The 24,149-nt window shown below is 47.1% G+C and carries 21 protein-coding genes; 5 read left to right on the forward strand and 16 right to left on the reverse strand.

The genetic code is table 11. The annotated features are described in order from the left end of the window. Window positions 1–120: 120 nt before the first annotated feature. Window positions 121–1,044 carry a LysR family transcriptional regulator gene (locus Q335_RS0108165; protein WP_028358199.1) on the forward strand — a complete coding sequence of 308 codons (924 nt, stop codon included), beginning with the start codon at window positions 121–123 and terminating at the stop codon, window positions 1,042–1,044. A gap of 121 nt (window positions 1,045–1,165) precedes the next feature. Continuing rightward, a complete protein-coding gene (cfa, locus tag Q335_RS0108170; protein WP_245588298.1) occupies window positions 1,166–2,317 on the forward strand; it encodes a cyclopropane fatty acyl phospholipid synthase in 1,152 nt (383 codons plus the stop codon). Window positions 2,318–2,538: 221 nt separating this feature from the next. Here the strand turns inward: cfa and rlmD are convergent, their stop codons facing one another. From rlmD to surE, 5 genes are all read right to left on the reverse strand, one after another. After that, window positions 2,539–3,849, reverse strand: coding sequence for a 23S rRNA (uracil(1939)-C(5))-methyltransferase RlmD (gene rlmD, locus Q335_RS09835; protein ID WP_038369772.1), 1,311 nt, complete (start codon window positions 3,847–3,849; stop codon window positions 2,539–2,541). Window positions 3,850–3,977: 128 nt separating this feature from the next. Beyond that, a complete protein-coding gene (locus tag Q335_RS0108180; protein WP_028358201.1) occupies window positions 3,978–4,772 on the reverse strand; it encodes a 3'-5' exonuclease in 795 nt (264 codons plus the stop codon). Window positions 4,773–4,789: 17 nt separating this feature from the next. Then, window positions 4,790–5,521: a M23 family metallopeptidase gene (locus Q335_RS0108185; protein ID WP_028358202.1), complete on the reverse strand. Its 732-nt coding sequence runs from the start codon at window positions 5,519–5,521 to the stop codon at window positions 4,790–4,792. Between the two features lie 70 nt (window positions 5,522–5,591). Continuing rightward, window positions 5,592–6,443: a protein-L-isoaspartate(D-aspartate) O-methyltransferase gene (locus Q335_RS0108190; RefSeq protein WP_028358203.1), complete on the reverse strand. Its 852-nt coding sequence runs from the start codon at window positions 6,441–6,443 to the stop codon at window positions 5,592–5,594. After that, entirely contained in the window at window positions 6,440–7,192 is a 753-nt protein-coding gene (gene surE, locus Q335_RS0108195; protein ID WP_028358204.1) for a 5'/3'-nucleotidase SurE, read from the reverse strand. Before surE ends, Q335_RS0108190 begins: the two co-directional genes overlap by 4 nt. A gap of 127 nt (window positions 7,193–7,319) precedes the next feature. Between surE and plsY the strand changes: the two genes are divergently transcribed. Further along, complete coding sequence (gene plsY / locus Q335_RS09840; protein WP_051532412.1) at window positions 7,320–7,985, forward strand: glycerol-3-phosphate 1-O-acyltransferase PlsY; 666 nt, start codon at window positions 7,320–7,322, stop codon at window positions 7,983–7,985. Here the strand turns inward: plsY and tsaD are convergent. Continuing rightward, window positions 7,948–8,985: a tRNA (adenosine(37)-N6)-threonylcarbamoyltransferase complex transferase subunit TsaD gene (gene tsaD / locus Q335_RS0108205; protein WP_028358205.1), complete on the reverse strand. Its 1,038-nt coding sequence runs from the start codon at window positions 8,983–8,985 to the stop codon at window positions 7,948–7,950. The genes plsY and tsaD overlap by 38 nt on opposite strands. 197 nt (window positions 8,986–9,182) lie before the next feature. On the opposite strand from tsaD, the gene Q335_RS0108210 reads away from it, so the two are divergent. Next, window positions 9,183–10,472: an NCS2 family permease gene (locus tag Q335_RS0108210; RefSeq protein ID WP_028358206.1), complete on the forward strand. Its 1,290-nt coding sequence runs from the start codon at window positions 9,183–9,185 to the stop codon at window positions 10,470–10,472. A gap of 155 nt (window positions 10,473–10,627) precedes the next feature. Next, a complete protein-coding gene (gene trxA, locus Q335_RS0108215; protein ID WP_028358207.1) occupies window positions 10,628–11,023 on the forward strand; it encodes a thioredoxin in 396 nt (131 codons plus the stop codon). Window positions 11,024–11,221: 198 nt separating this feature from the next. Here the strand turns inward: trxA and Q335_RS0108220 are convergent, their stop codons facing one another. The 10 genes from Q335_RS0108220 to Q335_RS0108265 form a co-directional block, all read right to left on the reverse strand. Then, entirely contained in the window at window positions 11,222–11,821 is a 600-nt protein-coding gene (locus Q335_RS0108220; protein WP_028358208.1) for an IMPACT family protein, read from the reverse strand. Beyond that, on the reverse strand, window positions 11,818–13,425 hold the full coding sequence (locus Q335_RS0108225) for an ABC-F family ATPase (protein ID WP_028358209.1): 1,608 nt from the start codon (window positions 13,423–13,425) through the stop codon (window positions 11,818–11,820). Before Q335_RS0108225 ends, Q335_RS0108220 begins: the two co-directional genes overlap by 4 nt. Window positions 13,426–13,437: 12 nt before the next feature. Beyond that, entirely contained in the window at window positions 13,438–14,433 is a 996-nt protein-coding gene (locus Q335_RS09845) for a S66 peptidase family protein (protein WP_245588299.1), read from the reverse strand. A gap of 65 nt (window positions 14,434–14,498) precedes the next feature. Next, window positions 14,499–14,981, reverse strand: coding sequence for a tRNA adenosine(34) deaminase TadA (gene tadA / locus Q335_RS0108235; RefSeq protein WP_028358210.1), 483 nt, complete (start codon window positions 14,979–14,981; stop codon window positions 14,499–14,501). Window positions 14,982–15,245: 264 nt separating this feature from the next. Continuing rightward, window positions 15,246–16,286 (reverse strand): NADP-dependent oxidoreductase, encoded by a 1,041-nt coding sequence (locus tag Q335_RS0108240; RefSeq protein WP_028358211.1) that lies wholly within the window; start codon window positions 16,284–16,286, stop codon window positions 15,246–15,248. Window positions 16,287–16,464: 178 nt separating this feature from the next. Continuing rightward, window positions 16,465–19,620 carry a type I restriction endonuclease subunit R gene (locus tag Q335_RS0108245; RefSeq protein ID WP_038369684.1) on the reverse strand — a complete coding sequence of 1,052 codons (3,156 nt, stop codon included), beginning with the start codon at window positions 19,618–19,620 and terminating at the stop codon, window positions 16,465–16,467. Between the two features lie 102 nt (window positions 19,621–19,722). Continuing rightward, window positions 19,723–20,928: a restriction endonuclease subunit S gene (locus Q335_RS0108250; protein WP_028358213.1), complete on the reverse strand. Its 1,206-nt coding sequence runs from the start codon at window positions 20,926–20,928 to the stop codon at window positions 19,723–19,725. Between the two features lie 7 nt (window positions 20,929–20,935). Continuing rightward, entirely contained in the window at window positions 20,936–22,483 is a 1,548-nt protein-coding gene (locus Q335_RS0108255) for a type I restriction-modification system subunit M (protein ID WP_028358214.1), read from the reverse strand. 348 nt (window positions 22,484–22,831) lie between these two features. Next, window positions 22,832–23,662 carry a tetratricopeptide repeat protein gene (locus tag Q335_RS09850; RefSeq protein WP_084493594.1) on the reverse strand — a complete coding sequence of 277 codons (831 nt, stop codon included), beginning with the start codon at window positions 23,660–23,662 and terminating at the stop codon, window positions 22,832–22,834. After that, the gene (locus tag Q335_RS0108265; RefSeq protein WP_051532413.1) at window positions 23,659–24,132 is read right to left on the reverse strand and encodes a cytochrome c-type biogenesis protein; all 474 of its coding nucleotides are present in this window, start codon (window positions 24,130–24,132) and stop codon (window positions 23,659–23,661) included. Before Q335_RS0108265 ends, Q335_RS09850 begins: the two co-directional genes overlap by 4 nt. Window positions 24,133–24,149 lie beyond the last annotated feature (17 nt).

The following is a 24,149-nucleotide window of genomic DNA, read 5'->3' on the forward strand; positions in this document are numbered from 1 at the left end:
AACTCCACTATGATGGCATATATTACATAAATCTGTTTGCATATTTTTGGAATTAATATGAATAAATTTAATATTATTGCTTATAATAAATCCACTGCAATAGAGAGTTAATTGCCCACTATGCTAGAAATACGTCATTTGCAAAGCCTACTGGTGCTGCATCAAGAAAACAGCCTACAAGATGCGGCCGATAGGCTCGCCATTACCCAGTCTGCCCTGTCACACCAAATCAAAGAACTGGAAGGACGCCTGGGCGTACAATTGCTCAATCGTAAGCGTCGCCCTGCTCGTTTAACGACGGCGGCCTTAAGGATTGTACAATTGGCCGAAAACGTTTTGCCGCAAATCACCCTCACCGAAAGAGAACTACGTAAACTAGCTCATGGTCAAAGCGGCCGTCTGAATATCGCTATTGATTGCCACTCCTGTTTTGACTGGCTCATGCCAACGCTTGACGAATACCGACAACAATGGAATGAGGTGTCACTAGATTTAACCGCGGCTTTTTCCTTTAATCCTTTACCTGCGCTAGCGCGTGGCGATTTGGATTTGGTCTTTACCTCTGATCCCCAAAACATTAATGGTTTGCAATACGTCCCGTTATTTAAGTATGAGTTGGTGCTGGCGGTGGCGCATAGCAGCCCCTTAGCACAAAAACGCTTTGTGCAACCACAAGACCTGGAGGATCAAGTGCTCATTACCTACCCCGTGGATCGTAATCGTATGGATATTTTTACCAAATTCCTCGATCCCGCCGATGTCGAACCCGCTATGGTGCGCCAAACCGAGCTCACCCCCATGATTATTCAACTCGTCAATAGCAATCGTGGCGTCTCTGCGCTACCGAGCTGGGCTCTACACAAAGAGGCTCAACAAAACTGGATTCATACTTGCCATCTTGGAGAGGCTCCTGGCATTTGGATTACCTTATATGCGGCTTTCCGCGAGGAAGACAGCCAAAGCGAGTATTTACAAGACTTTATTCACATGGCCAATACCACCTGTTTTAAGAACTTAAGTGGTATACGCAAAGTGGATTTGTAATATTTTGTGACGCCTGGGAATTATTGAAAGTAGATGCTTGTATTTGACAAATCAAAGTGGTAATTTGAATTTATATACATTTAGCAACATCGATGTAACTTCTTATTACTTAGGAATTATTGTGTCAGTGTCTCATTCAAGTTCTCCCACTACGGAGCATCAAGCCTCTATCCAACATCTTAACGATCTCATCGCCAAAGCCGGTGTCAGCCTCAATGGCGAGCACCCGTACGACATCGTGGTGCATGATCCCAAGATGGCCGATATGGTGCTGGCCTCGGGGAGCTTGGGCTTAGGTGAATCCTATATGGCCAAGATGTGGGATTGCGCACAAATTGACGTGCTCTTATATAAAATCCTCAGTTCGCACGTCGACGAAGAAGTCAAAAATCTCAAAACCCTCTGGTATAGTGTGCGCGCCAAAATCCGCAATCATCAGACCAAGAGCAAAGCCTTTGAAGTCGGTAAGGCGCATTATGATGCAGGCAATGAATTGTTTAAATGCATGCTCGATCCATATATGGTGTATACCTGCGGCTATTGGCGCGATGCAGATAACCTCAATCAGGCGCAAATCAACAAACTCGATCTTGTCTGTCAGAAACTCTCCCTCAAACCGGGTATGCGCGTGCTCGATATCGGCTGTGGTTGGGGAGGCTTTATGCGTTATGCGGCCGAGCATTACGGTGTCGAATGCGTGGGCGTCACCATCTCCCAAGAGCAAGTCAACTTAGGTCAAACCCTCTGTGCGGGTTTGCCTATTGAGTTCAGACTCCAAGATTACCGTGACTTACACGATCAATTCGATGCCATTGTCAGTCTTGGCATGTTTGAGCATGTGGGTCACAAAAACTACCAAAGCTATTTTGAGACCGCCTATCGCAACCTCAAAAACCATGGTTTATTTTTATTGCACAGCATCGGTGTGCTCAGCAAGCACTACTACCCTGATCCATGGTTGGATAAATATATTTTCCCCAATGGCGAATTGCCTAATATCAGTCAAATTGCCGATGCCACATCTAATTTATTCGTGATTGAGGATATGCACAATTTTGGTGCCGATTACGACAAAACCCTGATGGCTTGGCACCACAATTTCGAGGAACACTGGCCACAGTTGCAGGCACATTATGACGAGACCTTCTATCGTATGTGGCGTTATTATTTACTGATTTGTGCCGCCACCTTTAGAACCCGTCAAACCCAACTTTGGCAGTTTGTCTTGAGTAAAAATGGCGTACCAGGGGGTTATCAACGACCGTTTGTGTAGAACGTTGAGTCTGTTCGTATAGACTGATTGCCACGATTTATTTTAAAAAGGCCTTATTCCTCTTGGATAAGGCTTTTTTGCTAACGTAGGTTTGCTGAATTTTTTCTAAGGTGTTCAGAGAACTTTTTCTTATATTTTTCCAACGTTTAGGGCAGACAGGCACGAGCATCCCCTGCTCCGCGCTCTGTCTTGTGTCCTATATATCGCCTGCTTACTGCTAATCACGATTCAAACACAGCAATCGATTCCACATGCGCAGTATGCGGGAACATATTGACCACCCCAGCACTATGCAATCGATAGCCACCTTGGTGCACGAGCTCTGCCGCATCGCGCGCCAGGGTGGCGGGATTACAGGAGACATAGACAATACGTTTAGGTCGCTCGTGGGCGTCTAGTTGTGCCAGGGCTTGTGACACAGCAAGTGCCCCTTCCCGAGGGGGATCAATCAAGATACGATCAAAATAACCCAGATCACGTAACCACTGGACATCAATTTCAAATAAATTCAGGGTGGAAAAAGACAGTTTGTGCGCCAAACCATGCTCAGCGGCAGCCGCCAAGGCGCGTGTGGTGAGTCGATCCGAGCCTTCTATGCCCACGACTTGGCGTACTTGCGTGGCGAGTGGCAAACTAAAATTACCTAACCCACAGAATAAGTCCGCCACACGATCCTCGGCCTGTACTTGCAATAAACGCAGTGCCTTACTGACCAAAGCGCGATTAATATAAGGATTGACTTGGGTAAAATCTGTCGGCAAGTACTTCATATTCAGACCAAATTGCGGCAAAGAATAATAAAGCTTATCGACATCGGCGGCCTCAAAAGGTTTTACCTTATCAGGTCCCTTCGATTGCGACCACCAAGATACCCCGTACGCCTGTGCAAACTGGCGCAGCTTGAGCATATCCTCTTCAGGAATTGGCTGCATATGACGGATGACTAAAACAATCACGGCTTCGCCCACACAGACTTCAAGTTGCGGGATGGCTTCCTTGATGCTCAGTTGCGTAAATAACTGACGCAATTTGGGTAATAGATCAGAGACGGCCTCTGGTAAGACCAGGCATTCGCTCATATTGGTCACAAAATGACTTTTTTTCTCCCGAAATCCAATCAGCACTTCGTCTTTTTTGCGGACATAGCGCACGGAGAGACGCGCCCGAAAACGATAATGCCAAAACGGCCCATACATCGGTGCCATCACCGTGGGGATCTTAAGCTTGCCGATGTGTTTAAAATTATCTTCCAATACTCTCTGTTTGATAGCCACCTGAGCAGTGGCATCCAAGTGTTGCATGGCACAGCCGCCACACACCCCAAAATTAGGACAGGCCGGGGGCACTCGCAAACTTGAACTCTTGAGCACTTGTTGGGTCTGCGCCATTTCGTAGGAGGATTTCTTTTTGAAGGTTTTCGCCAACACCTGCTCATGGGGCAAGGCGCCTTCTACGAAAATCGTCTTACCGTCACGCCGAGCAATGCCGCGGGCTTCCATGTCTAGGGATTCGATGGACAATAATTCAGTCATAAGCGTTGAAGATGTAAAAGCAATAGATAATAAAAAAACGCCTTTGGGCGTAGGCGTAAGTTGTGGTCGTTAACAATGGACGGCGGTTATGAATCAACCAATTAATCAATCAATAATTAATTAATCAATTAATTAGCCGCACTCGACCATTGATTGAGATAAGTTTGCCACGGTTCTGGGCGCGACTCAGACAATTGCTGCAAGTGGCTTTTTACGAGATCGATTTCTTGTTGATAGGCCTGCTCAGTCAGCGCGCCTTTGATGAGTAAAAAGCGGCAATGCATTAGCCAGGTATTGACAACATCAGTTTCGCAATAGTCACGAATGGCTTGGAGTTGCCCCTCTTGGTAAGCATGCCAAACTTGCGAACCATCCATCCCCAATTTGCCAGGAAAACCACATAGTTTGGCCAGTTGATCTAATGAGGCATTGGCGCGGGCATTGAATTTGGCGAGCAAATCCATCAGATCGATGTGGCGCTGATGATAGCGATTAAGGTAGTTATTATATCTAAAGTCTCTGTCGTCCTCCCCCTGATCCCAGTAGCGCATGCAACAAACACCATGAATCAAACTACGATAGTGTAAAACAGGCAAGTCAAAGCCCGATCCGTTCCAACTCACGAGGATGGGCGTGTAGTGGTCAACCGTTTTAAAAAACTGTTGGATCAAGCGCGACTCACTGGCATCAGGTTCGCCCAGAGATTTAACCCGAAACCCATGTTGATCCCGAAAAACACAGGCAATGGCAATAATTTTTTGTAAATGTAGGGGCAAAAAATCACTGCCTGTTTTGGCGAGTTGAGCCTCCTGAGCACTCGCCACAACCTCTTGATCACTGGCCTCTGCGGGATAATCATGCAGTTGCCTCAAGCCTTGGGCATCGGGAATGGTTTCTAGATCAAATACCAAGTACGGCAACATGCAAGGCTCGACAGCAATTATTTAGGTAGGTAGGCGGTTGGATTGACGGGCGTACCGTTGCGACGGATCTCAAAGTGCAAGCGTGGAGACGCGGCATCGGATTGACCCAATTCAGCAATTTTGTCGCCTTTTTTGACCTTTTGGTTGGCTTTTACGGTGATTTTGCTGTTGTGCGCATAGGCCGTAATAAAGTTACTGCTATGGGTAATCAAAACTAAATTACCCAAGCCGCGCAAGCCATTACCTGTATAGGAGACCACACCATCGGCCGCCGCCTTAATCGGCGTGCCTACGCTGCCAGCGATATCAATACCGCGCGTGCTATTAGAGAAGTTCGTAATGATGTTGCCACGTACTGGCCAATCCCAAGAGACCTTGGAGGCATCTGCCGCGCGAGCCACCGCGGCACTACTACTGCTCGTGCGTGAGGTACTAGCTGTTGCTCGGGCAGGTGCGGCGGTGGCGGCACCTGAGCCGATACGTAAACGTTGGCCGACTTCAATATCGTTACTGGTGAGGTTATTGAGGCTCTTGAGTTGTGCCACATTCATGCCATTACGACGAGCAATGCTATAGAGCGTATCGCCGCGTTGCACAACATATTGACCCGCACTGACAGCGCCGCCGCTAGAAGCGGTACCCGTGCTAGACGAACCCGCCGAACTAATTGGGGCTTTATTACTTGTACCGCATGCTGTTAAGAGTGAGCACACTAACACCGTACTCGTTAACAAAACTTTTGTTTTCATTGAATCGACCTGTTGTTAAACCATAAACTCTCTGTGTACTGATAGAGATTTACAGTGATTGTAAAATAAATTAAGTTTGTGTACCAGATAATAGCGGCACAAAGCGCGTCTTTTCTAGGATTTCTTCACGCCAGTTATGCGTGGAGGTGCGCGTCATTCGTACCAAATGCTGAGTCTCACCGCCACGCGGCGCTATCAAGGCGCCACCAACAGCCAGTTGTTCCAGCAAGGCTTGAGGGATTTCTAGGCCAGCCGCCGCTAAGATAATGGCATCAAAGGGCGCCTGTTTAGGCCACCCTAAACGCCCATCTCCCAGACTCATATGGAGTCTAGGCGGTTGCGATAATTGTGCAATATTGTGTTGCGCCTGATGATATAAGCCCTGAATCCGCTCGATCGTATAAACCTGCTTGTATATTTTGCTCAGAACCACCGCTTGATACCCACAGCCCGTACCGATTTCTAGCACACGATGCGCTGGCCGCTGCTCGAGCGCCATAGATATCATACGCGCCACCACCCAAGGCTGCGAAATCGTCTGTCCAAAGCCAATCGGCAACGCATCGCTATCATAGGCTCGACTGGCCAAGCCCTGACTCACAAATAAATGACGAGGCACTTGCTGCATCGCGCGTAAGACGCGTTCATCACGAATACCCTGACGATACAGGCGTTCAACCATGAGATCGCGCGAACGGGCTGAGGTCAGACCGAGATCTATGGCCTCGAGAGGCTTGGGGGCTTGGTGCAGCGGCAATGGCGCAATGGGTTTCTTGAAGTCGGCATTCGAAGACACAGACAAAATACGTGTACTACTATTGCGCGGCACAAACATGAGCTTAGTGGGGCTTGACGCCCTCTCCTGCTGAGCTTGTTTGGCTTTGGCTAAATGCGGCCGATACACAAAGGGGTTTTTCTTCATGCCGAGTTCAGCCAATCTTTGGTGAGTGCAATCTCTGCATGATTGGTCAGATCCAAATGCAAAGGCGTGATAGAAATACAGTTATCCTCGATCGCTGCAAAATCTGTCTCGAAGGCCTTGTCCTTGATTTGGCCGACGGCACCAATCCAATACATGGTCTCACCATTGGGACTTTGGATCGGGATGACCTTTTGGGAAGGATGGCGCCGACCCAGACGCGTGACACGGATTTTTTTGTAAGAATGCTCGGCAATGGAAGGAATGTTGACACTGAGGAGCATGGGATTTTGGCGCGGTTGTTCAAGCTGCTTTTGGATAATGTGAACTGCGGCTCTGACCGCTGGCTGGATATGCTCCCAACCGCGTTTGACTAGAGAAAAAGCAATTGAGGGCACGCCAAATAAGTAACCCTCGGAAGCGGCGGCCACCGTACCTGAATACAAGGTATCCTCGCCAAGATTGGCGCCATTATTGATGCCCGAGACTAATAAATCAGGCGGTTCTTGTAAAAAACCTGTAAGTGCTAAATGCACACAATCTGTGGGCGTGCCATTAGCGTAATAAAAACCATTGGCCGCTTGGCGAATCATGAGTGGACGCACCAAGGTTAGAGAGTTAGAAGCACCACTGTGATTAGTTTCGGGCGCAAACACAGTGACATCAGCAATGGGTTCCAGGGCTTTGGCAAGGAGCTCTAAACCCTTGGCATTGTAGCCATCATCATTGGTCAGGAGGATTTTCTTTTTCATGAGAATCAGGTTTAGTGTAATTCTTTATTGTAGCCTAGCTAGTACCTATTATGCAGACATATCCCTAGGTTACAGCACTATTTTATCTGCTAAAATCCATAGCATAATAAACCATTTGGACAGTTTTATGAACTCAATCCTCCTTGGCCTTCTGGTAGCGGTGTTTGCCTATTTGCTAGGCTCCATTCCCTTTGCCATTGTTTTTTCGAAGCTCTTTAAACTTCAAGACCCACGTACCTACGGTTCTGGCAATCCAGGGGCTACCAACGTCTTACGCTCCGGACACAAGGGCGCAGCGGCACTGACCTTATTGTTTGATGCCTTCAAGGGTTGGCTCGCTGTGTATATCGCGCGCTATATCTTGATTACTCGAGACTTTGATATGGAGTGGATTGCCTTCGCCGCGATTATGGTGTTTGCTGGCCATGTGTATCCACTCTTTACGCGCTTCAAAGGCGGCAAGGGCGTCGCCACGGCGGTGGGCGTGCTTTTACTCATGAATCCTTTAATTGCCATGGTGGCGATTCTGATTTGGTTATTTACCGCCATTGTTTTTCATTATTCATCCTTGGCGGCGATTGTGGCAGCCATCGCCAGTCCGATTTGTTATTTGGTATTGAGCATCTGGACTGGCACTTGGGTGCCGCAGTATTTTGTGGCCCTCCTGATTATTACCTCATGGTTAATTTATAACCACAAACAAAATATCCGCAATTTGCGCAATGGCACAGAGTCTAAAATTGGTCAAAAAAGCCTTAAACCTGTGTTAAATCCCAACGAGGTTGAACCTTAAACTGGTACGTGCGCAAGGCAGGATCTTGTAAATCGATCAGGCCTGCCCGAATACGTTGAGCAGCCGCAAAAGCGATCATGGCGCCATTATCGGTACAAAGATTAAGGGGTGGAAAAAAGACTTCACCCCTTAATTTTTGCATCTGTGCGTGCAAATACTGGCGCAATTGTTGATTAGCACCGACGCCGCCCGCCACCACTAAGCGCTTGAGCCCCGTAGCTTGTAGAGCCTTAATGGCTTTTTTGCCGAGCACATCGACAATCGCCGCTTGTACGGACGCCGCCAAATCGGCCAGCGCTTGCTGATCGAGCGCGTCACTCGCTTCTAGTTTACGAATAGTGGTTAAGACCGCGGTCTTGAGACCACTAAAACTAAAATCAAAATCCTTGCTATGCAGCATGGGCCTTGGCAATTGAAAACGGTTGGCGTCCCCTTGTTGGGCCAACTTAGCGAGATGCGCACCCCCCGGATACGGTAAACCCATGAGTTTAGCGGATTTATCAAAGGCTTCACCGGCAGCATCGTCTAATGTCTCTCCCAGTAGCTCGTATTGACCGACACCATCAACCCTCATAATTTGCGTATGCCCGCCCGAGACTAATAAGGCCACAAAAGGAAAACTCGGTGCAGGTTCTGCTAATAAGGGTGACAACAAATGCCCCTCTAAATGGTGGACGGCAATGGCGGGCAAATCCAAGGACCACGCCAAGGCTTGTGCGACACTCGCGGCCACTAACAACGCCCCATTAAGACCCGGCCCTGCGGTATAAGCAATGGCATCGACCTGAGCCAGACTGACGCCTGCTTGCTGCAACACTTGACGCGTAAGTGGCACCACGCGCCGAATATGATCGCGCGAAGCCAACTCGGGCACCACGCCACCGTAGGCCTTATGCATGTCGATTTGGCTATGCAAGGCATGGGCCATCAAGCCTTTTTCGGTGTGCACAAGGGCCACGCCCGTTTCATCACAGGAACTCTCAAAGCCTAAAATATACATATACTGCTTGATCTTTAATAAACATCCCCTGAGCGTGGTAAATCTGAGACGTTTCACCACAAATTCAGGGGTTTAGCGGGAAATTTTGTAAGAATTACAGGCAAATTTAGCTTGTATTAACGGTTTACCAAGCCAAAAAGGTTACAATTTGAAAACTTTATTGACCCCAAACATCGAATGGCTGTGGAGCCGTACAAATGCTGGAAGCTTTATTTAAACTTAAACAACATAATACCACTGTCAAGACCGAGTTGTTAGCCGGCCTGACGACTTTTATCACCATTGCCTACATTATTTTTGTCAATCCACAAATCCTGGGCACCACTGGGATGGACAAAAATGCTGTCTTTGTCGCCACCTGCTTGGCGGCCGCTCTAGGCTGTTTAATCATGGCCTTTGTGGCCAATTGGCCCGTGGGTTTGGCACCCGGCATGGGGCTCAATGCCTATTTTGCCTTTACCGTCGTCGCACACATGGGTTACTCCTGGCAACAGGCCTTAGGTGCCGTCTTTATATCAGGGGTACTCTTTATTCTCTTGACCGCGACGGGCGTGCGGGCTTGGCTGATCAAAGGGATCCCGGTGTCCTTGCGTTCAGCCATTGTGGCGGGCATTGGCATGTTTTTGGCACTGATTGCGGGCGAATCCTGCGGCCTGGTCGTAGAAAACAAAGCCACCCTCGTAACGATTGGGGATTTAACCTCATATCCTGTCTTGCTCGCGCTACTCGGTTTTTTTCTCATCGCCATTCTTGATTACTACCGCATCAAGGCTGCCATCTTGATCGGCATCCTCAGCATCACACTGCTATCGGCGCTCCTGGGTTTAAGTGAAATGCCCTCACAATTTGTCTCAATGCCACCTTCCATTGCCCCTACCTTCTTGCAATTGGATGTGTTGGGCGTGCTCAACAAAGGCATTATTAATGTGATTTTGGTCTTTGTGCTCGTCGAGGTTTTTGACGCCACGGGCGTACTCATCGGTGTTGCCAAACGCGCTAACCTGATGCCAGAGGGCCAACCCAATCGTCTCGGCAAGGCCTTATTTGCCGATAGCATTGCCATTTTAGGCGGCTCCTTATTAGGCACCAGTAGCACCACTAGCTATACTGAAAGCATTGCCGGAGCCCAGGCTGGTGGCCGCACGGGGCTAACCGCCGTGGTTATTGCGGTGCTGTTTTTATTGGCCTTATTCTTTGCGCCGATCGCTAGCATTATTCCACCCTATGCCACGGCACCGGCCTTATTGTTTGTGGCGACGCTGATGCTACGAGAATTTGTAGAAATCAATTGGCTCGAATCCACCGAATCCATTCCTGCCGTCCTGACGGTGCTCATGATGCCATTTACCTACTCGATTGCCGAAGGCATTGGGATTGGCTTTATTAGTTACGTGATTTTGAATGTTTGCACGGGTAAGTTCAAACAAATTCACCCGGCCACGATTTGTGTGGCGGCCTTATTTGTATTGCGCTATACCTTAGAATAAGCGCAGACGCTAACGCCATTGATGACAGCCGCCTCGCGCGGCTGTTTTTGCGAGAACTCGCCCTACAAATGCAACTATTTGTTACACCGACTTGAATAATACTGATTAACCCTAAACTGTAAGGCTATAGCCTTCAACAAAATAGGAATTAATTTATGAGCATTATTGAACTCACCAAAGAGAATTTCAGTGACACCGTCAAAGACGCCAAAACGCTAATTATTGATTTTTGGGCGCCATGGTGCGGTCCTTGCAAACAATTTGCTCCCACTTTTGAAGAGGCCGCTGATAAACACAGCGATATTACCTTTGCTAAAGTCAATACAGAAGAGCAACAGGAACTCGCCGCTGCCCTTAAAATCCGCTCAATTCCAACACTAATGGCCTTTCGTGAAAACGTCCTGCTCTTTAATCAAGCAGGTGCCTTACCCCCACAAAACTTCGAAGAATTGATCCAAAAAATCAAGGAAGTCAATATGCAAGAAGTGCACGAAGCCATTGCCAAGCAAGAGCAGCAGCAAGCGCAAGCTAAAGGCCAACAAGCCAACTAAGGGGCTATTGCGTGCATTATGGCCTGCAGACTGCCTGCAGCGTAACACCCTACGCTAAATCAAAAACCCCCAAGTTTATCGCTTGGGGGTTTTTGTCATCGGGATCGAGTGGTTAAATAAACGTACAATTCACAATCAAAGGGCTCGTCTAGGCACTAAGGATTCGATCGCTGACGCTCAGCAACACACCAACAGGCATTAATCCTCTGTGGCAGGCCGCCAAATGCCCTGCCCGCGTGTCAGATTGATATAGTTTTCTTGAGCCGTGGCTAACAAGGTATTAGGAATCTGCAACCACCATTCCACCCCCTCGTTATTGAAATTTTCTGAGAGAATCAGTACCTCAGGACTGACTAAACGGGATTTAATTAAATCCATATCGCTGTAAAGCGCGGTACAAAACACCTGGGTACTTGGAATAATGGCTCGCCGCTCGGCTGTTTGTAAGCATTTCGCGGCGCACCCCCCATAGGCTCGGATCAAGCCGCCCGTCCCCAACTTAGTACCACCAAAATAACGAATCACCAAGACAGCCGTATTGATTAAGTCCTTACCCTCAATCGCCTGCAAAATCGGGCGTCCCGCCGTACCACCGGGCTCACCGTCATCATTAAAACGATAATCACGAGCCAGTTTATAAGCCCAACAATTATGAGTCGCATCGGCGTGATGCTGCTGGGCAAAAAAGTCCAGTGCTTGTTCAGCGCTAGTGACAGGCGCGGCGAGCGCAATAAAACGACTTTTTTTGATTTCTTCTTCGAATTGTTGCGGCGCCGCTAATTCATACTCAGTACTCATTCGGCAATATATTGCTCACGACTATCTAAGTACTCCTCGTAAGTACCCATGTAGTCAATGATTTTGCCATTCGGTAAAATCTCGATCACCCTATCGGCCAAACCCGTCACAAACTGGCGGTCGTGCGACACAAAAATCAACGTGCCTTTATAGAGTTCAAGCGCATATTGCAGGGATTCGATAGACTCCATATCTAAATGGTTGGTCGGCTCATCAAGCAACAAGACGTTGTGCTTACCGAGCATCAGACGACCAAAGGTCATGCGATTTTTTTCGCCCCCGGAAATCACATTGACTTTTTTGGCAATACTGTCGGCAGAAAATAATAAACGTCCTAGAATCCCGCGAATCACCTGATCATCATCACCGGCCTGGCGATATTCGGTCATCCAGTCAAAGAGATTCTCATCGGCCTGAAATTGATCCGAGACATCTTGAGCCATATAGCCGATATTGGCATTTTCAGACCATTTAATCGTGCCCGCATCGGGCGCAATATCTTGTGCCAACAAGCGTAACAGCGTGGATTTACCGACACCATTGGCGCCCACAATCGCGACCTTTTGACCTGCTTCAATCATGGCTGAGAAGTCCTTAATGACCGGCTTATCGTAAGACTTACATAAACCTTCGACCTCGACCGCTAAGCGATGCAAGACTTTTTCGACCTCAAAACGAATAAAAGGGTTTTGGCGTGAGGAGGGTTTGATTTCGACCTGCTCCGCTTTAATCCGATCAATTTGTTTGAGACGTGACGTGGCTTGACGCGATTTTGACTTATTGGCCGCAAACCGACTCACAAACTCGCGCAATTCGGCCATTTTTTCTTTGGCCTTGGCATTGCTCGCCAGGGCTTTTTCGCGGGCTTGGGCAGAGGCCAACATATAGTCATCATAACTGCCCGGATAAATGCGCAACTCACCATAATCCAAGTCCGCCATATGGGTACAGACTTGGTTTAAAAAGTGACGATCATGACTAATGATAATCATGGTGCATTGATAGTTGTTAAGCACATCCTCGAGCCAACGAATGGTATTAATATCCAAGTTATTGGTCGGCTCATCGAGCAATAAGACATCGGGATTACTAAACAAGGCTTGCGCCAATAAGACCCGCAATTTCCAGCCAGGCGCAATCTCTGACATCGGCAAATGATGCTGATCAACGGCAAACTCTAGCCCGAGTAGCAACTCGCCCGCACGAGCTTCGGCGGTATAACCATCGTATTCCGCAAATTTCGCCTCAAGCTCGGCTGCACGCATATAATCATCTTCGGTCGCGTCGGGATTGGCATAAATCGCATCGCGCTCAGTCATCGTTTGGTACATCTCTTGGTGCCCCATAAGCACCACATCCATCACGCTATAGTCTTCGTAAGCGAATTGGTCTTGACGCAACTTACCCATGCGCAGGCCAGGCTCGAGCGTGACTGAGCCTTGGGTCGGCTCAAGTTCGCCACCAATGATTTTCATGAAAGTGGATTTCCCCGCGCCATTAGCCCCGATAAGGCCATAGCGATTACCATCAGAAAACTTAACATTAACGTTTTCGAATAAGGGCTTAGGACCAAACTGAATCGTTAGATTAGATGTAGAAATCAATGCAAACCTCTATTAGTCATGGTGCGCATCTGTATCGCCATGCGCGTGATTGTGATCGTGTTCATCGAGTAATAAATAGGCCATTTTGCCATCACTGGCCAAGCCCACTTCCCTGCCAATCGGTAAGGTCGCGCGCACTTCGAGGTGTCCATAAGGCAAGCCGCGCACAATCGGTAAACCCGTGGCTTGCTGCACCCATTGCCAGACATGCGCAATCGTATAGCCAAGGTCTTGAGGTTGCAGATGATAGGCTGAAAAAGACCCGAGAACAATGGCTTTTTGTTTGGCTAACACACCACTGTGCATGAGCGAAGTCATCATGCGCTCAATGCGATACGGATGTTCACCCACATCCTCAAGAAATAAAATCCCACCCGAAATATCCGGAAAATACGGCGTGCCGAGTAAAGACGTAATAATGGCTAAATTACCGCCCCACAAAGTGCCACGCACATCGACAACATCAGAATTCGGTGCTTCAAAATTAAGCACTTCTAATTCACCCCGCATGGACTCCACAAATAGCTCCGCATTCAGTGGCTCAAAACCATCATGATCAAAATCCGTCATGCTCGGTCCTGTAAAACTCGGCATCCCCGTTTGCGCGAGCAAAGCCAGGTTAAAGGCCGTAAAGTCACTATAGCCAATGTATTTTTTGGGCTGGCGCGCCAAGGCTTGCCAATCAATACGGTGCAATAAACGGCTAATGCCATAGCCGCCGCGCGAAGCCATCACCACCTCGGCATCGGATTGCGCGGCACGCGTAAAGGCTTGCAGACGCTCTTCATCCGTGCCCGCAAAGCGTGTGTCTTGAGCCGTCAGGGCTGGATCGCATTGCACCGTAAAGTACATACTCTCCAAGGTCTGCACCGCATTTTTGACCAAACTAGGGTTCTTTAGACCGCTAGAAGGTGACATTAAATACAAAGACAGATTATCCTTATACGGACCGATCATCGGCTCGTCACCGAGCAACTCGGTTTGCGAGGCATCAAAGTCAGCGTTCATAGACTCTGTTTGAGAAGTAGCACGTTGATTGTCTGACATCATAGGTATGGAATAAAAATCGAGAGTTAAAGGGATGAGCGTTTTTTTCTGAAAAAATCCTGCAGCAGTTGCTGACAAGGTTCTTGCAGCACCCCCATAGTCACGCGGCAGTGAGGATTAAGCGCTCGATTAGCCAGGACATTGTAGTGCCCACCACAAGCGCCTGTTTTGGGGTCTGGGGCCGCAATAATAAGATGCTCAATCCGACTATGCAAAATGGCTCCGGCACACATGGTACAGGGCTCGAGCGTGACATAAAGCCGCAAACCATTGAGACGATGATTACCTAGTCGCTGCGCCGCCAGACGCAAAGCCACCATCTCGGCGTGAGCACTGGGATCCTGGTCAGTGATAGTGCGATTATAACCGCTAGCCACTACCTCCTGCTGAGCATTGACAATCACGGCACCGACCGGCACTTCGCCCTGCGCCAGCGCCAACTGCGCTTGTGCCAAGGCCAACTGCATAAAGTGTTGGTGATCAACATAGCTAAAAGACTTATCGCTCATTTGGGGCACGCTTGCCTACCTCAGCCATCGATAGACGATTAAATATGTAAATTAAGATTATAAGGACTACAGTCAGAAGCCAAGCAGCCTCAGACCGCTCGCGACTGACTCCCCGCCATCGCTGCACAAAACACCGTTAGTGCACCGCTAGTGAGCCTCTCGCACCAGCGCTGACAAGCTTCAGCACTGCACTTAGCAAACAAAAAGGTCAAAACCCGCACGGATTCTGACCTTGTGAAGACTAGGTAACTAGGTAAGAAGGACTTAGTCTTTGGCAACCTGAACCACTATTTTACCAAAATTCTTGCCCTCTAAAAGCCCTTGGAAGGCTTCAGGTGCTTTTTGTAGACCACCCTCGACGACTTGTTCGAGCACATGGATCTTGTCTTCTTTGATCCATTGTGACATTTGTTTGATAAACGCTGGGTAGTGCTCGCGGTATTCATTAAAGACAATAAAGCCCTCGATGGTCAAGCGCTTAGTGAGGATTTTGCGCATGAGCTGATCGGCATTGAGATGAATGCTCGGTGGTGAATCCTTAGTATTGTTGTAGCTAGAGACTAAGCCGCATAATGGGATACGGGCGCGTGGATTGAGCAGATCGAACACCGCCTCAAACACCTTACCGCCGACGTTTTCGTAGTAGACATCGATACCCTTATCGCAGACCTTGGCTAACTGCTCTTTGAAATCATCGGCATGGTGGTCAATACATTCATCAAACCCAAATTTCTCGACCGCATAACGGCATTTCTCTGGACCACCGGCAATCCCAATTGCCCGCGCCCCCTTGATCTTGGCGACTTGACCCACGGTAGAACCGACAGGCCCCGTGGCCGCCGCGACCACCACCGTCTCACCCGCTTGTGGCTGACCAATATCGGTCAGACCCATATAACCGGTAAATCCCGGCATCCCTAAAATGCCTAGGGCATACGACGGTTTAGGGATATCGTCTGGCAGCTTGGTGACCCCCTTACCGTCAGAGACGGCATACTCTTGCCAACCACTGTATGAGAGCACCCAATCACCCTCTTTGAATTTGTCGAGATTGGATTTAAGCACTTTGCAAACCGTGCCACCGCTCATCAGCCCACCTACAGGGACAGGATCAGCATAGGATTCGGCCGCGCTCATGCGCCCACGCATATAAGGATCCAAAGACAAGTAATACACCTTAAGCAAGATTTCATTGTCTTTGATGTCTGGTACAGATTCCTCGACCCAATCGAAATTCTCTTCGGTCGGACGACCCTCTGGACGGGATTTAAGACGCCACTGATGATTCTTAATAGATGCTGTCATTCAAAACTCCTTAAAAATAATGAGCGTTGCGATATCACGAATATTTTTATTTTACTGAAATTAAAGGCTTTAGCAACTAATGAACGAAGATATAGGTAAGTTGATGAATATTAGCCATAAAAACAGTCATTAAGACTCACTTACAGTCACTTCAGCCTTTATCAGATCAAGCAAAAACCTAGAAGCGGATGCCACGGTATTTATCGACAAAACGTTGAATTTTCGCACGTAGACCCTCGCGTTTTTTAGTATAGTCGGGGTCTAGTGGTATGGCTTTATCTTTCATACACTCATCCAGCCATTGACCCTTATTGTCGGCCTGATCCTGTTGCAATGATTTCTTGATATATTTCATGACGGCCTCAGCATTAAGATTATCAGACTCGATGAGCATGGCCATTTCTTTTTTGGCCTCCTCTGTCTCATAGGAATCATAGAGTTGGCGCATTTGATCCGGATCTTTAATCGTGGTCAGTTGATGCTGATTAATAAACTCGACAATAAGCGGCTCTTTGTACTTGTAGCGAGGACTGCTTTTGACCAATCGTCGAGCTTCATCGATCGTTGCTTCTTTGGCACTGGCCTCTTGCATACCCAGCGCTTTGTATTCTTGTTGACGCTGAAAGATCAATTCCATGATGTAGTCAACATTAATTTCCAGCGTTTTCAGGAGCTCAATTTCAAATTCAACGTCGTTCCAATCTATCGGTGTCTCTGGCGTCGAATCGTCATCTTTGTAAGTGTTTAACCAGTCACGAATATCTGTGTAAGCGGATAAGGCATCTTGAATTTCACGCTCACTTGGCAAATCAATACTCTGTAAATACGAAAACTGCTCATCACTCAGGCCAAACTCATGTTGAATTTGCTGATGCGCCGCCACATCATCAGGCGCCACTTGCTGCAATTTTTGGAGCGCGGTATATTCGTCAAAATTTTGCAAATCATTCGTCAGACGCAAATACTCACCAAATAATTTGACGAAGGCTTTTTTGTCCTTTTCAGAACTGAGTTGTGCGGGTTCAGGGAAACGCTGACGTAAATCCGCCACCACGTCCTTAAGACCGCGCGTTTTGGCACCCGTCTCGGGGTCAATCACCCCTTCTGTATATTCCCTAAAGGTTTTGATAAAGGCAATACGGGTACTGTCTGCGCTTAGATCCTGGACTTGGCCAAAGAGTTGTAATGCCTCGCGAGCGGCTTGCTCTAAATCCCTAAAACATACAATATTACCAAAGGGCTTGGTTCTATCGTAAATCCGATTGGTGCGCGAAAACGCTTGCAATAAGCCGTGATAGCGTAGGTTCTTATCGACAAATAAGGTATTGAGCGACGGCGCATCAAAGCCCGTCAAGAACATGCCGACCACAATTAATAAATCAACGTCTTTGTTTTTGACGCGTTGCGACAGATCCCGATAATAATTCTGAAAACTCTGGCCATCCACCGCAAAGCTCGTGTTGAACATGGCATTGTAGTCATTAATGGCTTTAGCCAAAAATTCCTTAGCCGTGCTATTCATGGCGTTGACATTAAAACTCTCATCGCTGATATCACCGATAGCGTCTTGCGCTTCATTGGGGGCATAAGAGAAGATGGTGGCGATTTTCAGGGGGTTCTTACTGCCGACTTGCAAGGCATTGAGTTGCTCATAATATAGCTTGGCCGCTTCGACACTACTGACGGCAAACATGGCATTAAAGCGTGGCGCATTGACTTGCAAACGATGGGTCTTAATCCGAAAGTTATCCAGCACATACTGCGAAATCTCTTGGATGCGATTGGGATTTAAGAGATACTCTTTTGTTTCGGCACGCTTAAGAATTTCTTCATCCTGCTCAGATTCAATTTCCCTAAAATGTGGGCGTACCGCGTTGTAGTCCACCTTAAAAGGCAGTACTTTACCATCGCGAATGGCATCAGTAATCAAATAAGAATGCAAACACCCGCCAAAAACGCTGGCCGTGGTGTGACCATATAAGGCGTTCTCCTCAAAAATAGGCGTCCCCGTAAAGCCAAATTGATAAAAGCACTTAAAGCGTTTTTTGATGTTTTTTTGGGCTTCACCGAATTGACTGCGATGGCATTCATCAAAAATAATCACCACCCTTTTCTTGTAGACATCAAGCGCCTCTTCACGTTTGAGAAGATTATTGAGTTTTTGTAAAGTGGTGACGACGATTCGTTTGCTGCTATCGAGCAGATTGCGTCTTAGCGCTTCGGTATTTTCGGAACCCTTGACACTGTCATAATCAAACTTTTGGTACTCCTTAATGGTCTGATAGTCCAAATCCTTACGGTCAACCACAAACATGACTTTATCAATAAAAGGCAACTGGGTGGCCGAACGCGCGACCTTAAAACTGGTGAGGGTTTTGCCTGAACCGGTGGCATGCCAGATATAGCCCCCTGCCTCCGGCTGACTATGAATCCTGGCATTGTAAGAGGCTCTAATTTTGTGCAAAATTTGCTCAGTCGCGGCAATTTGATAGGGGCGCATAATGAGTAAATTGTCAGTACTATCAAAAATAGAAAACCAAAACAGCACCTTCAGGAGGCTGAGTTTCTCAAAAAACGACTCGGTGAAATACTTAAGATCTTTGATGAGGGTATTATGGGCATCGGCCCAATGCATGGCAAAGTTAAAGGTGTTTTGCTCGCGTTTGACGGTATTTGCAAAATAGCGGGTATCGGTGCCGTTAGAGATGACAAATAGCTGCACAAACTGATACAGGCTGTGAGCGTCGCTGAGACTTTCTTTGCCATAACGGACGACTTGATTAAACGCCTCACGAATGGGGATGCCGCGTTTTTTGAGTTCGATGTGCACTAAGGGCAGGCCATTGACGAGGATGCTGACATCATAGCGGTTCTTAGCTTCGGGGCCATCTTTATACTGCTGGATCACTTGGAGTTTGTTATTTGCCAAGACGCGCTTATCGACTAAATAAATATTTTTATGCGTGTGATCATCCATCTCTAATTCGTAGATGTCATCTTCTTGGATTTTACGGGTTTTATTGCGCTTATCCTCACCGTTTTTGAGTAAGTAATTCTCCTTAAAGCGCTGCCACTCACTTTCAGAAAAGACGCATTTATTGAGGTCTTGAATCTGGTGGCGAGCGTTTTGTAATAAGTCCTTACGGTTCTTGATACCACTGAGTAACTCATAGCCTTGGCGTTGTAAATCCTCGATGAGGGTTTGTTCTAGCTGGGCTTCAGATTGATAAGTCAGCGAGCGTGGTTCCGGCCTTTGGAAGTTAAACTGATTGACCACGGTGCAGTGATCGAGTTGGGCAATAGTGCCCTGATGATTGGCGATTGGGTTTGGCATAGCGTTAATGTAGACAGATCTGTGGGGTAGTTTTTCTGAGCTAAGCTTTTGTTATAAATGTTACGGCGAAGCTTTGCAAGTCAAAGCTTCGCCGTTAAGGGTTTACGGTTTTGGAAAATCCAGTAATAAATTCCGATAATATTCGTATTGTTGCTGACGCAATTTGATTTCGCGAGGCAAACCTTTAGTGATGGAGGTCGCTAAGGTGTCGAATTGGTCGAGGATTTCAACGATTTCGGCTTGGATGGCCAGGGATTTTTTGGGGTTGTTGGGGCATGGGATGGGGATAAGTTTTTTGGAGTAAACACTTATCCACTGCCGCTTGTGATCGCCTTCAACCAAGCTACTTGGTTGAGTATTTAACCAATAATATATATATTTTAACGGATATCGATCCTCGTTAGAGGACCGAATAATTTTCATGGCTGATGACTTAACTTTGAAATCAAAATCAACCCACTTATTTGCTGTCGTAAAGTCATCAAAAATAATTACTGGTTCTTGAGAGGCTTTATTAATACCAAAATTTTCAGCCGTATAGCCTAGAATAAAAGTTTTTCCAGCTGTCAATACGGGCGTTTCATAACTATCATCGTAATCCGTTGACTTAACTATGTATTTCGTTGGTTGCTCATACTTAGTCAAATCCCCCAAAGGCAGCCACTCCACCTCTGCCCCATCCAATAACTTCTCTAAATACTCACTACGTTTTCCCTCCTCAAACGTCAACAACTGATCACGGTAGTAATGGTATTGTTGGGTACGGGCCTTGAGCGCAGCGGTGAGCGCAGCGGTGAGCGAGGTGAAGCTATCAAGGATATGGACGATTTCGGCTTGGATGGCCAGGGATTTTTTGGGGTTGTTGGGGCATGGGATGGGGATAAGGATTTTATTGACTTGATGACTCATTAATTTAGGATTGCCCATCCCCCTATACACATGTTTCTTTGCCTCAGTGGTTAACCAATAATATAAATATTTATAAGTTAAGGGTATTTTTTCATCAGCTTCTATTAATCCACAAACATTAGTAATTGAAAACTTACCTGTTCGATAAAAAACAGTTCCAGCGTTAGCGCCGTCTGTTGTCCAACTCACATATTCACCATCAAAATCATAAGTATTAATGGCTCCAATCTGTCCCTCTTTTGCTGTTTGTGAGCTATAAACGGGATAAATCCCTGCATTATCAACTATATAAGTTTTAGACAAAACTCTTCCACGTCTTAAGTTAGCCACATCCCCCAAAGGCAGCCACTCCACCTCTGCCCCATCCAATAACTTCTCTAAATACGTTAACTCACTCATGCGATGACTATTGACCTTCAATTTTAGAAACAACTTTGTCGATACGTTTGCGAAGGTGTTCGATTTGTTCGACGGTGGCTTTGAGTTCGGCATTGAGCATAACAATATCAATGTCTTCGCAAGTATTTCTCGCTTCTAAATATTGACTGACTGCGAGGTTATAGTCATTTTCTTCGATCGCTTCGTGTGACACTAAGGTAGAGAAGTGCTCGATTTCTTGCTTATCGCGCACGGCGTTCATGATCTGCTCAATATGCTCATCACTGAGGTAGTTATTTTTGGTTTGTTTGTCAAAGAGCTCACTGGCATCAATAAACTGCGTGCGATTATCGGCTTTATTTTTGGCCAACACCAAAATATTGACGGCAATAGTGGTGCCAAAAAATAGATTGGGCGCCATGGCAATCACCGCTTCTACATAATTACTATCAATTAAATATTGACGGATTTTTCGCTCGGCGCCACCCCGATAGAAAACCCCCGGGAAGCAGACAATCGCGGCGCGACCTTGGCTATTCAAATGGTGCAAGGCATCTAAGACAAAGGCAAAATCGGCATTGCCTTTGGGCGCTAGCACACCCGCTGGCGCAAAACGCGGGTCATTAATTAAGGTCGGATCATCGCTACCGACCCATTTCACTGAATAAGGCGGATTAGAGACAATGGCATCGAATTTCGAATCTGGGAATTTTGAATCCAATAAGGTATCACCGTACTCGATGGTAAATTGATTGTAATTAATGCCATGCAAGAACATATTCATACGCGCCAGATTATAGGTCGTGTAATTAATCTCTTGACCGTAATAATGCAGATCATAGGCATTTTGACCCAGTAATTTTTTGGCTTGCAATAGCAGCGAGCCTGAACCACAAGCCGGGTCATAAATCTTCTTGATATCGAGATTGTTATGTTGGGCTTGGGTGGCAAGTTTGGCCACGAGTTTAGATACCTGTTGAGGGGTAAAGTACTCACCGCCCGATTTACCCGCATTGGCCGCATAATTAGAGATCAAAAACTCGTAGGCATCGCCGAAGACATCAATCTGACTGCGCTCAAAATTATTAAAATTCAATTCGGCAATGCCTTTAAGAATCGCGGCCAAGCGCTTATTACGCTCTTTTACGCTATTACCCAAGCGCTCATTGGAGGTGCTGAAATCAGCAAATAGACCTCTGAGGTCACCTTCAGAATCATGACCCACGGCAGAGTTCTCAATCGATCTAAAAATATCGTTTAAATCCGTATTAAGATTCTCATTGCTCTCGGCGTTTTTGACGACATTCGCAAATAATTGGCTCGGATAAATAAAAAAGCCCTTGGCATTGATAATGCCCTCTATTTGCTCTGAACTAAAGTCTTCATCGTGGGCGTTTTCAAAGAGTTGCTGATTGCCACCGCCCATATAATTTGCTAAATCCTCACTGATATAGCGATAAAACAATACGCCTAAGATGTATTGTTTAAAGTCCCATCCATCGATAGAGCCTCTGACATCGTCAGCAATGCTCCAGATTTGGCGGTGTAATTCAGCACGTTGTTCAGCAGCTGTCATGTATATTGTCCTTTTTTGTGTATGTAAGAGTAAACGATTTAGCCTAGCGGTCAATAGCAGGCTTATTCTTGGAGTTGTCAATCGTTCGGTGACGATTGTTTAGCTTATCGTTGTCGATTTTTTTGCTAAGTTTTTGCTAAGTTTTTTTGCTATTGACCCACTTATATATTATAGGAGGATTGTAGGATGATTTTGGGGTTTTCTCGGCTGAAAAAATTTCTTAGCTTGCCGTTATGGACTTTTGTCATCAAGAATATTCAGAAGCCTCGCTGGTAACAGCGATGGTCACTACATAGTTATTAACCCTTACCTCTAAACGTTTTATAGAGGAATACAGAGCATCCCCTCCTACTTCTCCCCCTCCATCATAAAGCCCTCATGTCCAGGCGGCGTTGCCGACGGCGCATGCTGTGCGGGCGTATTGTCAGTAGGCAGCGATGGCAATAAACCCTCGCGACCTTCAGCATGCGCATGCGCATCCCCCTCCCCTAGCATCTCTTGCTCACGTTGTTGCAAGCGTTCTTGATAGGCCTTAGGGTCGTTTAAGGCGAGCTGGGCTTCGGCGATTTGTTGCTCAATCCATTGCTGATCTTCCTCTTGCAAGGAGGCATGTTGAATGAGATCTTGCCAAGCCTGGATAGCTTTGTCGTAATGTTTTTGTTGGAACTCAGCGCCGCCCAGTAGCATGAGGGCATCGGGATTATGACTATCAAGAGCAAGTGCTTGTTTGACCAGTTCCATGGGTTTGCCCTCAAAACTGCCCCTAAAAATAGCCAATGAACCCGCGAATAAGGCTAGGTTATTGGGGTCTTTTTCAATAATCGGCCAGGCTCGGCCAAAACGTACTACCGCATCTTGATAGCGTCCCATGGCACGATAGCTATGGGCGAGCATGAGTTGACCTTGATAATCCTTGGGATTGGTTTCTAGACGTTTTTCGAGTTGACCGACGGCATCGACAAATTGCTCAACATTACCATTACGATCAAAGGTCGCCGCTGGGTTGGCCTGGTCTTTGAGTACTAAAAAATAAAATAGAGCACCCGCAATCACAGGGATGACTAATAAACCCAGATACCAGCGCTTGCCCTGATCCTTAGGACGTAGGCGTAAATACACAAAAATACAGACGAGTAGCGCGAGCACCACGCCACTGATTAACCAATAGGAACTATTCATTCTTCTGCGGACTCCGAATCCTTCATACTGAGGCCATGGCTTTGGCGGCGGATGGCGCGCCACAATAACACTAGCATTAGTATTAATAGCAGTGCTGGTCCTAGCCACAGCACAAGAGTTTTGCCACTGAGCGGCGGTTTGTAATTAATAAATTCCCCGTAACGATCAACCATGTATTGGATGATTTGCTCATCACTTTGGCCTTGGCTGATTAACACGCGTAACTGCGCCTTAATATCATCGGCCAGACCGGCCGCTGAATCGGCCACCGATTGGTTTTGACAGACTAAGCAGCGCAGGCTTTTGGCAAGGGCTTGATGACGTTTTTCTTGGGCGGGTGTCAATGGCGGCAGAGGACTTTGGATTTGCGCCTGCGCTGCATTAAACAGCATAAAACCCAAGCACAGGCTCAGCCACATAACGCGTAAGCCTAGCCAGCGCCAGTGAGTAGATCGTGTGGTGATAGACATAGCGATAATCCTTTACG

This window comes from Brackiella oedipodis DSM 13743 (assembly GCF_000621025.1).
GTDB classification, from domain to species: Bacteria; Pseudomonadota; Gammaproteobacteria; order Burkholderiales; family Burkholderiaceae_B; genus Oligella; species Oligella oedipodis.

What these genes read in the sequence shown, in the direction of transcription:
- Q335_RS0108165 (WP_028358199.1), top strand. Translation starts at nt 121, where the DNA reads ATGCTAGAAATACGTCATTTGCAAAGCCTACTGGTGCTGCATCAAGAA.
- Q335_RS0108220 (WP_028358208.1), bottom strand. Translation starts at nt 11,821, where the DNA reads ATGAGTACTGAGTATGAATTAGCGGCGCCGCAACAATTCGAAGAAGAA.
- surE (WP_028358204.1), bottom strand. Translation starts at nt 7,192, where the DNA reads ATGAAAAAGAAAATCCTCCTGACCAATGATGATGGCTACAATGCCAAG.
- Q335_RS0108250 (WP_028358213.1), bottom strand. Translation starts at nt 20,928, where the DNA reads ATGAGTGAGTTAACGTATTTAGAGAAGTTATTGGATGGGGCAGAGGTG.
- plsY (WP_051532412.1), top strand. Translation starts at nt 7,320, where the DNA reads ATGAACTCAATCCTCCTTGGCCTTCTGGTAGCGGTGTTTGCCTATTTG.
- tadA (WP_028358210.1), bottom strand. Translation starts at nt 14,981, where the DNA reads ATGAGCGATAAGTCTTTTAGCTATGTTGATCACCAACACTTTATGCAG.
- Q335_RS0108210 (WP_028358206.1), top strand. Translation starts at nt 9,183, where the DNA reads ATGCTGGAAGCTTTATTTAAACTTAAACAACATAATACCACTGTCAAG.
- Q335_RS0108255 (WP_028358214.1), bottom strand. Translation starts at nt 22,483, where the DNA reads ATGACAGCTGCTGAACAACGTGCTGAATTACACCGCCAAATCTGGAGC.
- Q335_RS0108265 (WP_051532413.1), bottom strand. Translation starts at nt 24,132, where the DNA reads ATGTCTATCACCACACGATCTACTCACTGGCGCTGGCTAGGCTTACGC.
- Q335_RS0108240 (WP_028358211.1), bottom strand. Translation starts at nt 16,286, where the DNA reads ATGACAGCATCTATTAAGAATCATCAGTGGCGTCTTAAATCCCGTCCA.
- Q335_RS0108245 (WP_038369684.1), bottom strand. Translation starts at nt 19,620, where the DNA reads ATGCCAAACCCAATCGCCAATCATCAGGGCACTATTGCCCAACTCGAT.
- Q335_RS0108180 (WP_028358201.1), bottom strand. Translation starts at nt 4,772, where the DNA reads ATGTTGCCGTACTTGGTATTTGATCTAGAAACCATTCCCGATGCCCAA.
- rlmD (WP_038369772.1), bottom strand. Translation starts at nt 3,849, where the DNA reads ATGACTGAATTATTGTCCATCGAATCCCTAGACATGGAAGCCCGCGGC.
- trxA (WP_028358207.1), top strand. Translation starts at nt 10,628, where the DNA reads ATGAGCATTATTGAACTCACCAAAGAGAATTTCAGTGACACCGTCAAA.
- Q335_RS0108185 (WP_028358202.1), bottom strand. Translation starts at nt 5,521, where the DNA reads ATGAAAACAAAAGTTTTGTTAACGAGTACGGTGTTAGTGTGCTCACTC.
- Q335_RS09850 (WP_084493594.1), bottom strand. Translation starts at nt 23,662, where the DNA reads ATGAATAGTTCCTATTGGTTAATCAGTGGCGTGGTGCTCGCGCTACTC.
- Q335_RS09845 (WP_245588299.1), bottom strand. Translation starts at nt 14,433, where the DNA reads ATGAACGCTGACTTTGATGCCTCGCAAACCGAGTTGCTCGGTGACGAG.
- tsaD (WP_028358205.1), bottom strand. Translation starts at nt 8,985, where the DNA reads ATGTATATTTTAGGCTTTGAGAGTTCCTGTGATGAAACGGGCGTGGCC.
- Q335_RS0108190 (WP_028358203.1), bottom strand. Translation starts at nt 6,443, where the DNA reads ATGAAGAAAAACCCCTTTGTGTATCGGCCGCATTTAGCCAAAGCCAAA.